Genomic DNA, 15,883 nt, shown 5'->3' with positions numbered 1-15,883 from the left:
CCATGCAAGGCGCTCAGCTACGTCATCAGCCCTCCGCACCCGGCCGCAAGCCGGTACCGCGGGGTGCCAGCCGAATGGTTGCCAAAGAGCCGATGTCCGCGCGCCTGCCGAAAGCCAACTTTGGTTTTCTGAAAAGCCTGTTCTGGCCCGTGCTGCTGGTTGCGTTGGGGTTCGGCACTTATGAAGGCGCACAGCGTTTGCTGCCGTACGCCGACCGGCCGATCACCAAGATCGCGGTGCAGGGCGACTTGAGTTACATCAGCCAGCAAGCGGTGCAGCAGCGGATCGCCCCCTACGTGGCGTCGAGCTTCTTCACCATCGACCTGGAGAGCATGCGTACCGAGCTTGAACAGATGCCATGGATTGCCCACGCCGAAGTGCGCAGGGTATGGCCGGATCAAGTAGTGATTCGCCTGGAAGAACAACTGCCGGTGGCCCGTTGGGGCGACGAATCGCTGTTGAACAACCAGGGGCAGGCGTTCACCCCGCGTGAGCTGGCGAACTACGAACACTTGCCACAGCTGTTCGGCCCGCAGCGGGCCCAGCAGCAAGTGATGCAGCAATACCAGGTACTGAGCCAGATGCTCAGGCCACTGGGCTTCTCGATTGCACGCCTGGAGTTGCGTGAACGAGGCAGCTGGTTCCTGACCACCGGCGCCGGCAGCGCGGGTCCGGGAATCGAACTGCTGCTGGGACGCGGCAACCTGCTGGAAAAGATGCGCCGCTTCATTGCCATCTATGACAAGACGCTCAAAGAGCAGATTACGAACATTGCGCGCATCGATCTGCGCTACGCCAACGGCCTCGCTGTTGGCTGGCGGGAACCTGTAGCGCCCACGACAGCCCAACCCGCTGTCGCGAAGAATTAAGAAGAGGCAGGACCCATGGCAAACGTGCAAAGCGGCAAAATGATCGTCGGTCTCGATATCGGCACCTCCAAGGTGGTGGCGCTGGTCGGCGAGGTCTCGGACGACGGCACGCTCGAAATCGTCGGGATCGGTACTCATCCGTCCCGCGGCCTGAAAAAAGGCGTGGTGGTGAACATCGAGTCCACCGTCCAGTCGATCCAGCGCGCGATCGAAGAAGCGCAGCTGATGGCCGGTTGCCGGATCCACTCGGCGTTTGTCGGCGTGGCCGGCAATCACATCCGCAGCCTGAACTCCCACGGCATCGTGGCGATTCGTGATCGCGAAGTCAGCTCCGCCGACCTTGAGCGCGTTCTCGACGCTGCCCAGGCTGTGGCGATTCCGGCTGACCAGCGTGTGCTGCACACCCTGCCGCAGGATTACGTGATCGATAACCAGGAAGGCGTTCGCGAGCCGCTGGGCATGTCCGGCGTGCGTCTGGAAGCCAAGGTTCACGTGGTCACCTGCGCCGTCAACGCCGCACAGAACATTGAAAAATGCGTGCGTCGCTGCGGCCTGGAAATCGACGACATCATTCTCGAGCAGTTGGCTTCCGCGTATTCGGTCCTGACCGACGACGAGAAAGAGCTGGGCGTGTGCCTGGTGGACATCGGCGGCGGCACCACCGACATTGCGATCTTCACCGAAGGCGCGATCCGTCACACCGCGGTGATCCCGATTGCGGGCGATCAGGTGACCAACGACATCGCCATGGCGTTGCGCACCCCGACCCAGTACGCCGAAGAAATCAAGATTCGCTACGCCTGTGCCCTGGCCAAACTGGCCGGTGCCGGTGAAACCATCAAGGTGCCGAGCGTCGGCGACCGTCCACCGCGCGAGCTGTCCCGTCAGGCCCTGGCCGAAGTGGTCGAGCCGCGTTACGACGAGCTGTTCACCCTGATCCAGGCTGAACTGCGTCGCAGTGGCTACGAAGACCTGATCCCGGCCGGCATCGTGCTGACCGGCGGTACGTCGAAGATGGAAGGCGCGGTGGAACTTGCCGAAGAGATCTTCCACATGCCGGTTCGCCTGGGCGTGCCGCATGGCGTCAAGGGCCTGGACGACGTGGTCCGCAACCCGATTTATTCCACCGGCGTTGGCTTGTTGATGTACGGCCTGCAGAAGCAGTCCGACGGGATTTCGTTCTCGGGCATCGGCAGCCGCGACAGCTACAGCAATGACGAACCGAAAGTCGCCTTGCTCGATCGCTTCAAGAGCTGGGTACAAGGCAATTTCTAAAGCTTTACCGCAACACCGCTTCAAACAGCAGTAGGCGAAAAAACTAGAGAATGTAAGGAGAGGGAAAATGTTCGAACTCGTAGACAACATCCCCGCAAGCCCGGTAATTAAAGTTATCGGTGTTGGCGGTGGCGGCGGCAACGCTGTCAATCACATGGTCAAGAGCAACATTGAAGGCGTTGAATTCATCTGCGCCAACACTGATGCCCAAGCGCTGAAAAGCATCGGCGCGCGGACCATTCTGCAACTGGGCACCGGCGTGACCAAAGGCCTGGGCGCCGGCGCCAACCCTGAAGTAGGTCGTCAGGCCGCTCTCGAAGACCGTGAGCGCATTGCCGAAGTCCTGCAGGGCACCAATATGGTGTTCATCACCACCGGCATGGGCGGTGGTACCGGTACCGGTGCTGCGCCGATCATTGCCGAAGTGGCCAAGGAAATGGGGATCCTCACCGTTGCGGTGGTGACCCGTCCGTTCCCGTTCGAAGGTCGCAAGCGTATGCAGATCGCCGACGAAGGTATTCGTCTGCTGTCTGAAAGCGTCGACTCGTTGATCACCATTCCCAACGAGAAGCTGCTGACCATCCTCGGTAAAGACGCCAGCCTGCTGTCGGCTTTCGCCAAGGCCGACGATGTACTGGCCGGTGCCGTTCGCGGTATCTCCGACATCATCAAGCGTCCGGGCATGATCAACGTCGACTTTGCCGACGTGCGTACCGTGATGAGCGAAATGGGCATGGCGATGATGGGCACTGGCTGCGCCAGCGGTCCGAACCGTGCACGTGAGGCCACCGAAGCGGCCATTCGCAACCCGTTGCTCGAAGACGTGAACCTGCAAGGCGCACGCGGCATCCTGGTGAACATCACCGCCGGTCCTGACCTGTCCCTGGGTGAGTACTCCGACGTAGGTAGCATCATCGAAGCCTTCGCTTCCGAGCACGCAATGGTCAAGGTCGGTACCGTTATCGATCCGGACATGCGCGACGAGCTACATGTGACTGTTGTTGCCACTGGTTTAGGCGCTAAAATCGAGAAGCCTGTGAAGGTCATCGACAATACCGTTCACACCTCGATGGCCTCCCAGCCACAACAACAAGCCCCTGTTCGTCAAGAACAGCCTGCGGTGAACTACCGTGACCTGGATCGTCCGACCGTCATGCGCAACCAGGCTCAGGCCGGTGCTGCGACTGCCGCGAAGATGAACCCGCAAGATGACCTGGACTACCTGGACATCCCGGCTTTCCTGCGTCGTCAGGCCGATTGATGAAATGTATCAGGGGTATTAGGGTGATTGGTGTTCAGCAAAGGTCTGGTCTGCTATCATCGCCAGCCTTTGTTGATACCAGTTCGCAATTTGCGCTGAAGCGGCCCATGCCATGATAAAACAACGCACCCTGAAGAATATTATCCGTGCCACAGGTGTCGGCCTGCACTCCGGGGAGAAGGTCTACCTGACCCTCAAGCCAGCGCCCGTCGACACCGGCATTGTGTTTTGTCGTGCTGACCTCGACCCTGTGGTGCAGATTCCTGCCCGCGCGGAAAACGTTGGCGAAACCACTATGTCGACCACGCTTGTTAACGGTGACGTCAAAGTGGACACGGTGGAGCACCTGCTCTCGGCCATGGCTGGCCTGGGCATCGATAACGCCTACGTCGAGCTCTCCGCGTCCGAAGTCCCGATCATGGATGGTAGCGCTGGACCCTTCGTATTCCTGATTCAATCGGCTGGCCTGGAAGAACAGGACGCTGCCAAGAAGTTCATCCGGATCCTGCGGGAAGTGACAGTGGAAGACGGCGACAAGCGCGCCACTTTCGTCCCTTTCGAAGGTTTCAAAGTGAGCTTCGAGATCGATTTCGATCACCCGGTTTTCCGTGACCGCACACAAAGTGCAAGCGTGGATTTTTCCAGCACTTCGTTCGTAAAAGAAGTCAGCCGCGCCCGTACCTTTGGTTTCATGAGTGACATCGAGTACCTGCGCAAGCACAACCTCGCACTCGGCGGCAGCGTTGAAAACGCTATTGTGGTCGACGCGGATGGTGTACTGAACGAAGATGGCCTTCGCTATGAAGACGAATTCGTGAAGCACAAGATCCTCGATGCAATTGGTGACCTCTACCTGCTGGGCAATAGCCTGATTGGTGAGTTCAAGGGCTTCAAGTCCGGACATGCATTGAACAACCAGCTGCTGCGCAAGTTGATTGAGCAGACAGATGCTTGGGAAGTCGTGACTTTCGAAGACGCCAGCACTGCACCGATCTCTTACATGCGTCCTGTTGCGGCCGTGTAAGCAAAAAACCTCTCTAGTTTTTTAAAGGCTACCTTCGGGTGGCCTTTTTTTATGGGGGCGGGAAAGTATTGAGGGTGCCTGTTCTGGCCCCATCGCGGGCAAGCCCGCTCCCACAGGTCATGCGTCGTGTTCGAATCCGCGTCAACCGCACCACCTGTGGGAGCCGGGCTTGCCCGCGATGAGGCCGGCCGTCACAACGCAGATTTCACTACGTAGCAACCACCCGATTCCGCCCACTTTCCTTGGCCTGATACAGCGCCTTGTCCGCCGCAAACAGCAACTGCTCCAGGCTGATGTCGGTTGCCGTCGTCCAGGTACTGATGCCGATACTGACAGTAATCGGCGATTCATCGCCCCCCATCAACGGCAACTGCTCCACCGCTGCGCGGACGTTGCCAGCAATCTGTTGCGCGCCGGCGCTGTCGGTTTCAGCCAGGATCACCGAAAACTCTTCGCCACCGTAACGAGCGACCAGATCCGCGGGCCGTCGAACATGAGTGCTGATCACCTTGGCCACCCAGCGCAAGGCATCGTCGCCGCCCTGATGGCCATGGCGATCGTTGAACGCCTTGAAGTGATCGACATCGATCATCAGCAATGACAATGGCAGACCGGAACGTTGGGCGCGAAACCATTCATGGCGCAGGGCCTGATCCAGGCTTCGGCGGTTAGCCAGGCCGGTCAATGGGTCGGTAGCGGCCAGTTGCGCCAGTTCCTGCTCGGCACTTTGGCGCCGACGCAATTCCCGGCAGAGCAACCAGGTCAGCCACAGCAGGCTCACGCACAGGGCAATGGTCGCAAAGCTGACCACCACCGCGGTGCGCTTCCAGGCCGCAAAGACTTCATCGCTGGACAGCGCAACGATGACGATCAACGGCAAGTTTCCGACCTTGGAGAAGGTGTACAAGCGCTTGTCTTTGTATCGACTGGACATGCCGGTGAAGCTGCCGTTGCCTTCCTTGACGATGCGCTGGAAATTGGGGCGACTACTGAAGTCCTTGCCAATAAGCTCTTCGGCCAGACGTGGTTGCTGAGCCAGAAGAATCCCGTCCTTGCTGATCAGATTGACTGTGCTGTCGTGGCCGATGCTCAAACTGTTGAACAACTGATCGAAGTAACTCAAGCGCATGGCGGCTTCGGCCACGCCCAGGAACTCACCCTGGGAGCCGTTCACCCGGCGGCTGAAACTGATCCGCCAATCCTGCTCGGGCGACCTGGCTCTGAAGGGGGGACTGATGAACATGCCCGGGTCCGGGTTATTCACGTGGGACTGGAAGTACTCGCGATCGGCATAGTTGCCCTGCCTGGGCTCCACCGAGGCCGAGTCGGCGATCACGTCGCCCTTGTTGTCGAGCAACAAAATGTTGCCCTTGTACGGCGCGGCAGTGGCGCGATCGAAATAGGCCAAATGACGAATGGCTGGAGAAACGCTCTTGAGGTCTTCTCGCTGGGAGGCGGCGATCAAGCCCAATAGGGACACATCATAGAGTTCGACATTGCGCAGCACGTCGGCATCGATCAATTGCACGATATTGTTGGCGGCGCGAGCGGCGGACAATTCGGCGTTGGCGCGTTCACGGATCAGCAGGAAGGTCACGATGCTCAGTATCGCAATCACCAACAACAAACTGCTGAGAACCAAAAGCCGCTCCGATCGTGTCGAACGGATCGGATGTTGAGAATTCGCACTGTTCACACTCATGGTTCTGACTTCTGCAAATAAGGCGTTATGAAAGTGCTTTTACAAGAATCGGGCAGAGTCCCAGAAACCGGTCGCGTCCAGAGCGCCTGTATAAATGCCGGATAAAAAAAAGGCCAGCAAAACATGCTGGCCTTTTGCTAATGGAAGCTTAGAAGACATTCGACGGATAGTCGATAATTACCCGGTATGGGTGGTTTGGCTTTTTTTGTGGCGAGGGAGCTTGCTCCCGCTCGGCTGCGCAGCAGTCGTAATCGGAATGTGTGGTGTATCTGATTGAATGCAGTCGCATGTTTTAGGGCCGCTTCGCAGCCCAACGCGAGCAAGCTCGCTCGCCACAGGGATCGGGGAGGGGGATTAAACCGGGAGGTGAATGCCGAACGTATTCACCCCATGATCACTGCGCACAAACACATCACCGCCATGCATCAACGCAATCGCCTTGACGATTGCCAGCCCCAGTCCATGGTTATTGCCGCTGTTGCTGCGCGATGCATCGACCCGGTAGAAACGCTCGAACAATCGCGGCAGATGCTCATTGGCAATCGGCGATCCCGGGTTGGCTACGCCGATGCTGACCTGATGCTCTTCGACTTCGATCCGTACCTGAATCACTTGCCCGGGCTCGGTGTGCTGCACCGCGTTGCTCAGCAAGTTGATCAACGCCCGGCGCAGATGGGCGATCTCGATTCGTACCTGCGCATCGCCACTGACCTCGACCTGAACCTGCGCATCCTCAAGTATGAAATCCAGATACTCCAGTGTCGTCGCCACTTCATCGGCCAGTGAGGTGGACGTCAATTTGGTGGCCTTGCTGCCCTGGTCTGCGCTGGCGAGGAACAGCATGTCGTTGATGATCGAGCGCAACCGTTCGAGCTCTTCGAGGTTCGATTGCAGCACTTCAAAATAGTGTTCGGCCGAACGCCCGCGTGTCAGCGCAACCTGGGTCTGGCCGATCAGGTTGGTCAGCGGCGAGCGCAGTTCATGGGCCACGTCGGCATTGAACGATTCCAGCCGAGAGTAGGCCTGTTCGACCCGCTCCAGCGTGGCGTTGAACGAGCTGACGAACTGATCCAATTCCGGTGGCAATGGCGACAGTTGCAGGCGCCCGGACAACCTCGGTGGTGCCAGGCGCTGGGCCTCCTGCGACAACTTGATCAGCGGCTTGAGGCCGATCCGGGCCACCCAATAACCGAGTAGCGAGGCCAGCAATACACCCACGATCGCCAGGCTGATCAGGGCGATCAGCAAGTGGTGCTGCGTCTCGTAAAAGGTTTCGGTGTCGATGCCGATCATGAAGCGCAGCGGCGGGCGCTGATCCTTGGCCGGCAGCTCAGTGACCAACACTTTCAGCGGGTACGGATGGTCGGGCAATTGCATGTCGCGCATGCCTAACGGGCCTTGGGCGAAAGCGCGGATCGGCGCATCGGGTTGGCCGTATTCATAACCGGGATTGCCGCTGACCACCCAAAAGCGAATGCGCTTGTCTTCTTCGCTCAGCAGCTTGAGCTTGGCGTTGATCTTCACCCAATGCTCGGGTGTGCCGTAACGGTTGAGCGCCGATTCGAGCACGCTGTAACGCGCATCCAGCTCGGCTTCGGGCAGCAGGCCCAGACCCTTGTCGACCTGTTGATACAGCGCACCGCCGATCAGCAGGAACACCAGCAGCGCCACCAGCGTGAACATCCCGCTCAAACGCAGGGCAATTGAATTACTGGACACCACGGCTCTCCAGCACATAACCCATGCCGCGAATGGTGTGCAGCAATTTCTCTTCGAACGGCCCGTCGAGTTTGGCCCGCAGGCGTTTGATCGCGACTTCGACCACGTTGGCGTCGCTGTCGAAATTGATGTCCCAGACCATCTCGGCGATGGCGGTTTTCGAGAGGATTTCCCCTTGTCGCCGCGCCAGCACGCTGAGCAGCGAAAACTCCTTGGCGGTCAGGTCCAGGCGAGTGCCGGCGCGGGTGGCCTTGCGGCTGATCAAATCTATCCACAGGTCGGCGATGCTTACCTGTACCGGTTCGTGGCCACCGCTGCGACGGGTCAGCGCTTGCAGACGCGCCACCAGTTCGAGGAAGGAGAACGGTTTGCCGAGGTAATCGTCGGCACCATCGCGCAGGCCCTTGATGCGGTCTTCCACCCGCTCGCGGGCGGTGAGCATGATCACCGGGGTTTGCTTGCGTGCCCGCAGTGCACGCAATACGCCGAAGCCGTCGAGGCCCGGCAACATGACGTCGAGGACAATCACCGCGTAGTCGCTTTCCAGCGCCAGGTGCAAGCCTTCGACACCATCGCCAGCCACGTCCACGGTGTAACCCTGTTCCGTCAGGCCGCGGTGCAGATAGTCCGCGGTTTTTTCTTCGTCTTCGATAATCAGAACGCGCATGACCCCGCCTCAGTCTGTGGTCGTCAGCGCCGACATCGGTGCTGACGCTGGTGGGAGAACGTGTCGATGGAATAGCCGCTCAAGCCACAAGTATATGACCGGCGTGGTGAACAGCGTCAGCGCCTGGCTCACCAGCAAACCGCCGACCACCGCGATGCCCAATGGCTGGCGCAGTTCGGCGCCGGTGCCGTAGCCGAGCATCAGCGGCAGGGCGCCGAGCAGGGCGGCGAGGGTGGTCATGATGATCGGCCGGAACCGCGTCATACACGCCTCATAGATCGCCTCTTCCGGCGGCAAGCCACGGTTGCGCTGGGCGTCCAGCGCGAAGTCGATCATCAGAATGCCGTTCTTCTTGACGATGCCGATCAGCAACACCAGCCCGATCAGCGCCATGATCGAAAAATCCTGGCCGCAGATCCACAGCATGATCACCGCCCCGAGCCCCGCCGAGGGCAGGGTCGAGATAATCGTCAGCGGGTGCACGAAGCTTTCGTACAGAACGCCAAGAATGATGTACACCGCCACCAGCGCCGCCAGAATCAGCCATGGCTGGCTGGCCAGCGAACTCTGGAAGGCCTGGGCCGCGCCCTGGAAATTACTGCTGATGGCCGTCGGCATACCGATGTCGGTCTTGGCCTGATTGAGCATGATCACCGCATCACCCAACGCGACGCCGGGCGCCAGGTTGAACGACAGGTTGGCCGCCGGGAACATCCCGTCGTGAGCGATGGACAACGGACCGATAGTTGGCGCATCGAATTTCGCCAGGGCCGACAGCGGCACCATTTCCCCGCTCAGCGGCGAGCGCAGGTAGAAATAGTTGAGGCTTTCGGCCTTGCCACGCTGCTTGGCGTCCAGCTCCAGAATCACGTTGTATTGGTTGGTCTGGGTCTGGAACTCATTGATCTGCCGCTGGCCGAAGGCGTCGTACAGCGCTTCATCGACATCGCTGGCGGTCAGGCCGAAACGCGCCGCCGCGCTACGGTCGATGCTGATGTGGGTGATGCTGCCGCCCAGTTGCAGGTCGTTGGAAATGTCACGGAACGCCGGGTTGCCGCGCAGTTTTTCCGTCAGGCGCTGGGTCCAGGTGCTCAATAGTGCACCGTCGTTGCTCTTGAGCACGTATTGGTACTGCGCACGGCTCGGGCCGGAACTGAGGTTGATGTCTTGCCCGGCGCGCAGGTACAGCACGATGCCCGGGACTTTCATCAGCTGTGGGCGAATCCGGTCGATGAACTGACTGGCTGATACGTCACGGTCGCCACGTTTTTTCAGCGAAATCCAGAACCGCCCGTTGGCGATAGTCTGGTTGCTGCCCGAAACGCCGACCGAGTGTGAGAACGTCTCGACGGCAGGATCGGCGGCGACGATTTCGGCCATCGCCAGGTGTTTTTTCACCATGTCGCCGTAGGAAATGTCCGCCGCCGCTTCGGTGGTGCCGAGGACGAAGCCGGTGTCCTGCACCGGGAAGAAACCCTTCGGAATGAAAATGTACCCGGCGACCGCCAAGCCGAGGGACACGCCAAACACACCGAGCATCAATTTCTGATGGGCGAGGGAGCGGCGCAGGCCTTTCTCGTACAGCGCCAGCAAGCGTTCGCCGAAACCCGGTTTGTCGTGGGCGTGATGCACCGGCGCGCGCATGAATAGCGCGGCCAGGGTCGGCGCCAGCGTCAGGGACACCACCACGGAAATCATGATGGTCGAGGTGGCGGTCAGGGCGAATTCCTTGAACAGCCGCCCGACCACACCGCCCATGAACAGCAGCGGAATGAACGCCGCTACCAGCGAGAAACTGATCGAGACCACGGTAAAACCGATCTCGCCGGCACCCTTGATCGCGGCTTCGCGCATGCCGTCGCCGGCCTCCAGATGGCGGTGAATGTTTTCCACCACCACAATCGCATCGTCCACCACAAACCCGACGGACACCACGATCGCCACCAGCGTCAGGTTATTCAGGCTGAAGCCCATGATGTACATCAGGGCAAAACTGGCGATCAGCGACACACCGAGCACCGACGCTACGATCAGGGTCGCCGACAACTGCCGCAGGAACAGCGCCATCACCGCCACCACCAGCAGGATCGCGATCAGCAGGGTGACTTCCACTTCATGCAACGAGGCGCGGATGGTCTGGGTGCGGTCGATCAACACCTTGACCTGCACCGAGGCCGGCAGCATGGCCTCCAGCGTCGGCAGGGCCGCTTGAATACGGTCGACGGTCTCGACGATGTTGGCCCCCGGTTGCCGGAAAATCACCAGGTTCACCCCCGGCTGACCGTCAGCCCAAGCCTGGATGTAGGCGTCTTCCGAACCGTTGACGACTTTGGCCACATCTTTGAGATGAACCGGTGCGCCGTCCTTGTAGGAAACAATCAGCTGACCGTATTCCTGGGGGTGGAACAATTGGTCGTTGGTGGACAAGGTCGAAATGCTCGACTCGCCGTACAACGCACCCTTGGCCAGGTTGAGGCTGGTCTGCTGGATCGCCAGGCGAATGTCCGCCAGTGTCAGGCCAATGGCGGCGAGTTTGTCCGCCGAGGCCTGCACGCGGATCGCCGGACGTTGCTGACCGGTGATGTTGATATTGCCTACGCCGTCGATCTGGCTGATCTGACGGGCGAGCAAGGTTTCCACCAGGTCACTGACTTCGGTGCCGGGCATTTGCGGCGAGTTGATGCTGAGGATCAGCACCGGGCTGTCGGCCGGGTTGACCTTCCTCCAGTTCGGCAGGTTCGGCATGTCTTTGGGCAGTTTGCCGGCGGCGGTGTTGATCGCGGCCTGGACTTCCTGCGCGGCGGTGTCGATGCTTTTGTCGAGGGTGAATTGCAGGGTCAGGATGGTCGAGCCCAGGGCGCTGCTCGAGGTCATCTGGGTCACGCCGGGGATGGCGCTGAATTGCACTTCAAGCGGCGTGGCCACCGACGAGGCCATGGTTTCGGGGTTGGCGCCGGGCAGTTGCGCAGCGACCTGGATGGTCGGGAATTCCGCTTCGGGCAGTGGCGCAATCGGCAGTCGCGGGAAGGCGATGACCCCGAGCAGCACCAAGGCAAAAGTCAGCAGGACCGTCGCCACAGGATGATCGATGCACCACGCGGAAATCGAGCCATGGCCCTTCATGGTTTCGGCTCCGATTGCACCACTTGCGGTGGGTCGGTCACTACCTGCACGGTCGAGCCAGGTTTGAGCCGCGACTGGCCGTCGCTGACCAGCACATCGCCCGGTTTCACGCCTTTGATGATGTCCTGGCCGCTGCCTTGGTAAACCATCTGCACCGGAACGGCTTCGACCTTGTCGCCATTGACCCGGTAGACGAAATGTTGATCGAGGCCACGTTGTACGACGGTGGGCGGCACCACCAGCGCATTTTTATCCAGCGCTGTCTGAATCTTTACCGTAACCAGCAGGCCCGGCCAGAGTTTCTGTGCGGGGTTGGCGAATTCGGCCTTGGCGCGGATGGTCCCGGTGTTGGCGTTGATCTGGTTGTCGATCAGAGTCAGGTGGCCTTCGCCCAGCAGGTTGCCAGTCTCGCCGTCGGTGTCGGCACCAATGTAAGCCTTGACCGACGTGTGCTGTGGATCGTCGATCAGGCCCTGCAAGGTCGGCAGCATTTGTTGTGGCAGGGAAAACTCCACGGCGATCGGGTCGATCTGGGTCACCGTGAACAACCCTTGAGTGTCGGTCATGCGCAGGAAGTTGCCTTCATCCACTGTGCGAATACCGACACGACCGGTGACCGGGGAGCGAATCTGTGTGTAGGAAAGCTGTACCAGAGCGGCATCGATCGAGGCCTGATTGCCTTGGGCGGTGGCTTTGAGTTGGTTGACCAGCGCTTGTTGCTGGTCGTAGGTCTGCTTGGACACGCCGTCGTCGACGCTCAGCAGTTTGTAGCGTTTGAGGTTGACCTGAGCCACTTGCAGTTGCGCCTGACTTTCGCCCAGTTGCGCCCGGGCCTGATCGAGGCTGGCGCGGATCGAGCGGTCGTCGAGGGTGGCCAGCAGGTCACCTTTGTTCACCCGTTGGCCTTCCTTGACCAGCAATTGGGTGAGGATGCCGTCGATCTGCGGACGTATGACCACACTGTGCAGCGACAGCACCGAGCCGATGCCGCTGACGTAGCGGGGTACGTCTTTTTCGGCGACGCTGACCACTCGCACGGGAATGGCGGTGGAGGTGGCCAGTTTGGTCGTTGCGGGTTTGGCGACGTACCACACGCCCAGCGCTGCCAGGACGATCAGAAGGGCGGCGAACAGGGCGTTTTTATTCTGGGTTCGCATGCGAGTGGGGCGCCGGGCAGAGTGGTCGGAGTTTTGTCAGGTTTATACCTTCCTTTATAAACCTGTTAGCCCGTCAGGAAGGTGACCGGTAACTGACGGCGCTGTCAGTTTGGACCTTTCTGGATTGATGCTGATTCTGTTGTAGGCACTGCCGAAGGCTGCGATTTTTGAATTTATTTTTCGATGCCAGCCGAAGGAAGCGGCTAGAGCATGGATGGAAAGTAAGGCGATGCTTCTGTGGCGAGGGAGCTTGCTCCCGCTGGGGCGCGAAGCGGCCCTCGATTAGCGAATGCGGTTTCAGATAGAACTATGGGGCCGCTTCGCAGCCCAGCGGGAGCAAGCTCCCTCGCCACAGAAGCTTCTAGCCAGCCTTGAATTGAAGGTAGCCGTTAAGGGCGAATCTCGATCATCGTGCCGTCCGGCACCAGACCCCAGACTTCGCGCATGTCCATGTTGCGCATGGCGATGCAGCCATCGGTCCAGTCCAGGGTGTGGAACAGGTCTTCGGGGTTGTCTTCGGTATCCGGGGTGCCGTGGATCATGATCATGCCGCCAGGCTCGACGCCTTCGCGCCGGGCACGGGCGGCGTCGCTGATATTGGGGTAGGAAATGTGCATCGCCAGGTTGAAACGGTCGCTGATCTTGCGCCAGTCCACCCAATAAAAGCCTTCGGGGGTGCGTTTGTCGCCCTCCATCAGCTTCGGCCCTTTGGGGCGTTTACCCAGGGAAATGCGATAGGTCTTGATCGGCTTGCCATCATTGATCAATTGCAATTGATGGGCTGATTTGAGAACCAGAACTTTTTCGATGACTCTGCCGTCCAGCGTTTCCACGGAGGAAGCCTGGGTGACAGCGACGAACGACAAGCAAAAAACAGCAAGCAACCAGCGCATTGAAACGATATCCCTGAGAGGTGTCGCGACTATTTATTTTATAGGTGCTTTTATGGGTAGGAAGCTTTAAATGATGGCAGGCTGGACCAGCGGCGGGATCGATTCGGACCGCACGGGGTAGACCTCGGTCCGCCGGTCAGCGAAGAAGCATTCTAAGGTACGCCCCACCGTGCGGAAAGCCAGTTCGCCCCAAGGGATGTCGGCTTCTTCGAACAGTTGCACTTCCAGGCTCTCGGGACCCGCGGAAAAATCAAGGTCCACCAGCTCGGCGCGAAAGAATACATGCACCTGGCTGATGTGTGGCACGTCGATCAGCGTATAGATACTCAGGTTGCGCACCCGGGCACAGGCTTCTTCGGCGGTCTCGCGAATGGCGGCCTGTTCGATGGTCTCGCCATTTTCCATGAAACCGGCGGGCAGGGTCCAGTAACCGAGCCGTGGCTCGATGGCGCGACGACACAGCAACACCTTCGAACCCCAGGTCGGCACGCAACCGGCGACGATATTGGGGTTCTGGTAATGGATGGTATGACAGCTGTCGCAGACAAAACGCAGGCGCGAATCGCCTTCGGGAATGCGCTGGGTTACCGGGTTACCGCATTGGCTGCAAAATTTCATGCTTGGGTTCCTGAATGCTGCGCCTATCTTGGCGTGCAGCGGTGTCGGTCGGCAAGTTGTCGTTTCGCGACATGAGGCTGTTCGGGGCTTGGGCGGCCGGTGCGATTGGTGCATGATGCAGGGTAAGGCACAGATCGAGAAGACTCATGCTGGACGAGCTACTGCACCGGGTAAGCAATCACACGCCGCGTACGCTGGAAACCGACCGACGTTTCCCCGAAGCCGCGGTATTGGTGCCTATCACGCGCAGTGACGAACCGGAACTGGTCCTGACCCTTCGCGCCAGCGGGCTCTCGACCCATGGCGGCGAAGTCGCTTTCCCCGGCGGTCGACGCGACCCCGAAGACCCCGACCTGATTTTTACCGCCCTGCGCGAAGCCGAAGAAGAAATCGGCCTGCCGCCGGGGCTGGTCGAAGTGATCGGCCCGCTGAGCCCTCTGATCTCCCTGCACGGCATCAAGGTCACGCCCTATGTCGGTGTGATTCCGGATTTCGTCGAATACCTTGCCAACGATGCCGAGATCGCCGCGGTGTTCAGCGTACCGCTGGAGTTCTTCCGCAAAGACCCGCGCGAGCATACCCACCGCATCGATTATCAGGGCCATAGCTGGTACGTGCCGAGCTATCGCTATGGTGAGTACAAGATCTGGGGGCTGACGGCGATCATGATCGTCGAGTTGATAAACCTGCTCTATGACGCGAAAATCAGCCTGCATCAACCACCCAAGAGTTTTATCAAAACCTGACGCCATCGCGCGTTTGGCGTGAGTCTTTCTTTTCGCTAGTGAGCCTGCCTGGCCTTGAGGGCAATAAGATGAAATACCGCCTGGGCGACGCCCGCGTCGATACCCATCCACAGAGCTGGGTCGCCCCCAATGCCGTGCTGGTGGGCAAGGTCAAACTGGAAGAGGGCGCCAACGTCTGGTTCAACGCCGTGTTGCGTGGCGACAACGAATTGATCCTGATCGGCAAGAACAGCAATGTGCAGGACGGCACCGTTATGCACACCGACATGGGCTACCCGCTGACCATTGGCACCGGTGTGACCATCGGCCACAACGCCATGCTCCATGGCTGCACGGTGGGCGATTACAGCCTGATCGGCATCAACGCGGTGATCCTCAACGGCGCGAAAATCGGCAAGAACTGCATCATCGGCGCCAACTCGCTGATCGGAGAGGGCAAGGAAATTCCAGATGGTTCACTGGTCATGGGCTCACCGGGCAAGGTCGTACGCGAATTGACCGAGCCGCAAAAGAAGATGCTCGAAGCCAGCGCCGCCCACTATGTGCATAACTCGCAGCGTTATGCCCGCGATCTGGTCGAGCAGGAAGAATGAGCACCACTGAACGACCGGTCCCGTCGCCGTGCGTGAACATTTGTGCGCTGGATGAGGATGACATTTGCACCGGGTGTCAGCGCACGGTTGAAGAAATCACCCGCTGGAGCCGGATGGACAACGCAGAGCGGCGCAAGGTGTTGGAGTTGTGTCATGAGCGGGCGAAGTCGAGTGGGTTGATCTGGATGTTGCCTTCCAAATCCAAATCCTGAGTCGTTTGGCGCTTTTGTGGCGAG

At 59.6% G+C, this 15,883-nt stretch carries 14 protein-coding genes; 7 read left to right on the top strand and 7 right to left on the bottom strand.

Annotation, left to right across the window (positions count from 1 at the left end):
* The first annotated feature begins 2 nt into the window (after nt 1-2).
* From AB3226_RS09200 to lpxC, 4 genes are all read left to right on the top strand, one after another.
* Nucleotides 3-869: a cell division protein FtsQ/DivIB gene (locus AB3226_RS09200; protein ID WP_367372847.1), complete on the top strand. Its 867-nt coding sequence runs from the start codon at nt 3-5 to the stop codon at nt 867-869.
* Between the two features lie 15 nt (nt 870-884).
* A complete protein-coding gene (gene ftsA / locus AB3226_RS09195; RefSeq protein WP_007904319.1) occupies nt 885-2,144 on the top strand; it encodes a cell division protein FtsA in 1,260 nt (419 codons plus the stop codon).
* A gap of 67 nt (nt 2,145-2,211) precedes the next feature.
* The gene (gene ftsZ / locus AB3226_RS09190; protein ID WP_007904318.1) at nt 2,212-3,405 is read left to right on the top strand and encodes a cell division protein FtsZ; all 1,194 of its coding nucleotides are present in this window, start codon (nt 2,212-2,214) and stop codon (nt 3,403-3,405) included.
* A 112-nt stretch (nt 3,406-3,517) separates the two neighbouring features.
* Nucleotides 3,518-4,429, top strand: coding sequence for a UDP-3-O-acyl-N-acetylglucosamine deacetylase (gene lpxC / locus AB3226_RS09185; protein ID WP_007939852.1), 912 nt, complete (start codon nt 3,518-3,520; stop codon nt 4,427-4,429).
* Between the two features lie 208 nt (nt 4,430-4,637).
* Here the strand turns inward: lpxC and AB3226_RS09180 are convergent, their stop codons facing one another.
* From AB3226_RS09180 to AB3226_RS09150, 7 genes are all read right to left on the bottom strand, one after another.
* Nucleotides 4,638-6,131 (bottom strand): diguanylate cyclase, encoded by a 1,494-nt coding sequence (locus AB3226_RS09180; RefSeq protein WP_367372846.1) that lies wholly within the window; start codon nt 6,129-6,131, stop codon nt 4,638-4,640.
* A gap of 354 nt (nt 6,132-6,485) precedes the next feature.
* Nucleotides 6,486-7,850, bottom strand: coding sequence for a heavy metal sensor histidine kinase (locus AB3226_RS09175; RefSeq protein WP_367372845.1), 1,365 nt, complete (start codon nt 7,848-7,850; stop codon nt 6,486-6,488).
* The gene (locus AB3226_RS09170; protein ID WP_123719467.1) at nt 7,840-8,517 is read right to left on the bottom strand and encodes a heavy metal response regulator transcription factor; all 678 of its coding nucleotides are present in this window, start codon (nt 8,515-8,517) and stop codon (nt 7,840-7,842) included. Before AB3226_RS09170 ends, AB3226_RS09175 begins: the two co-directional genes overlap by 11 nt.
* Nucleotides 8,518-8,526: 9 nt before the next feature.
* Nucleotides 8,527-11,640 (bottom strand): multidrug efflux RND transporter permease subunit, encoded by a 3,114-nt coding sequence (locus tag AB3226_RS09165; protein WP_367372844.1) that lies wholly within the window; start codon nt 11,638-11,640, stop codon nt 8,527-8,529.
* Complete coding sequence (locus AB3226_RS09160; protein ID WP_367372843.1) at nt 11,637-12,797, bottom strand: efflux RND transporter periplasmic adaptor subunit; 1,161 nt, start codon at nt 12,795-12,797, stop codon at nt 11,637-11,639. Before AB3226_RS09160 ends, AB3226_RS09165 begins: the two co-directional genes overlap by 4 nt.
* A gap of 389 nt (nt 12,798-13,186) precedes the next feature.
* Nucleotides 13,187-13,690 carry a murein L,D-transpeptidase family protein gene (locus AB3226_RS09155; protein ID WP_367372842.1) on the bottom strand — a complete coding sequence of 168 codons (504 nt, stop codon included), beginning with the start codon at nt 13,688-13,690 and terminating at the stop codon, nt 13,187-13,189.
* A gap of 66 nt (nt 13,691-13,756) precedes the next feature.
* Complete coding sequence (locus AB3226_RS09150) at nt 13,757-14,308, bottom strand: NUDIX hydrolase (protein WP_038981700.1); 552 nt, start codon at nt 14,306-14,308, stop codon at nt 13,757-13,759.
* Nucleotides 14,309-14,454: 146 nt separating this feature from the next.
* Between AB3226_RS09150 and AB3226_RS09145 the strand changes: the two genes are divergently transcribed.
* The 3 genes from AB3226_RS09145 (at nt 14,455) to AB3226_RS09135 (ending at nt 15,859) form a co-directional block, all read left to right on the top strand.
* Nucleotides 14,455-15,054 carry a CoA pyrophosphatase gene (locus AB3226_RS09145; RefSeq protein WP_367372841.1) on the top strand — a complete coding sequence of 200 codons (600 nt, stop codon included), beginning with the start codon at nt 14,455-14,457 and terminating at the stop codon, nt 15,052-15,054.
* Between the two features lie 68 nt (nt 15,055-15,122).
* Nucleotides 15,123-15,647, top strand: coding sequence for a gamma carbonic anhydrase family protein (locus tag AB3226_RS09140; protein WP_003221962.1), 525 nt, complete (start codon nt 15,123-15,125; stop codon nt 15,645-15,647).
* Entirely contained in the window at nt 15,644-15,859 is a 216-nt protein-coding gene (locus AB3226_RS09135) for a DUF1289 domain-containing protein (protein WP_367372840.1), read from the top strand. The genes AB3226_RS09140 and AB3226_RS09135 overlap by 4 nt, the downstream gene beginning before the upstream one ends.
* The last annotated feature ends 24 nt before the right edge of the window (nt 15,860-15,883 follow it).

It is taken from the genome of Pseudomonas lini, from assembly GCF_964063345.1.
GTDB lineage: Bacteria > Pseudomonadota > Gammaproteobacteria > Pseudomonadales > Pseudomonadaceae > Aquipseudomonas > Aquipseudomonas lini_B.
The sequence above is the reverse complement of the archived record's forward strand: the minus strand, read 5'-3'. Positions and strand labels throughout refer to the sequence as shown.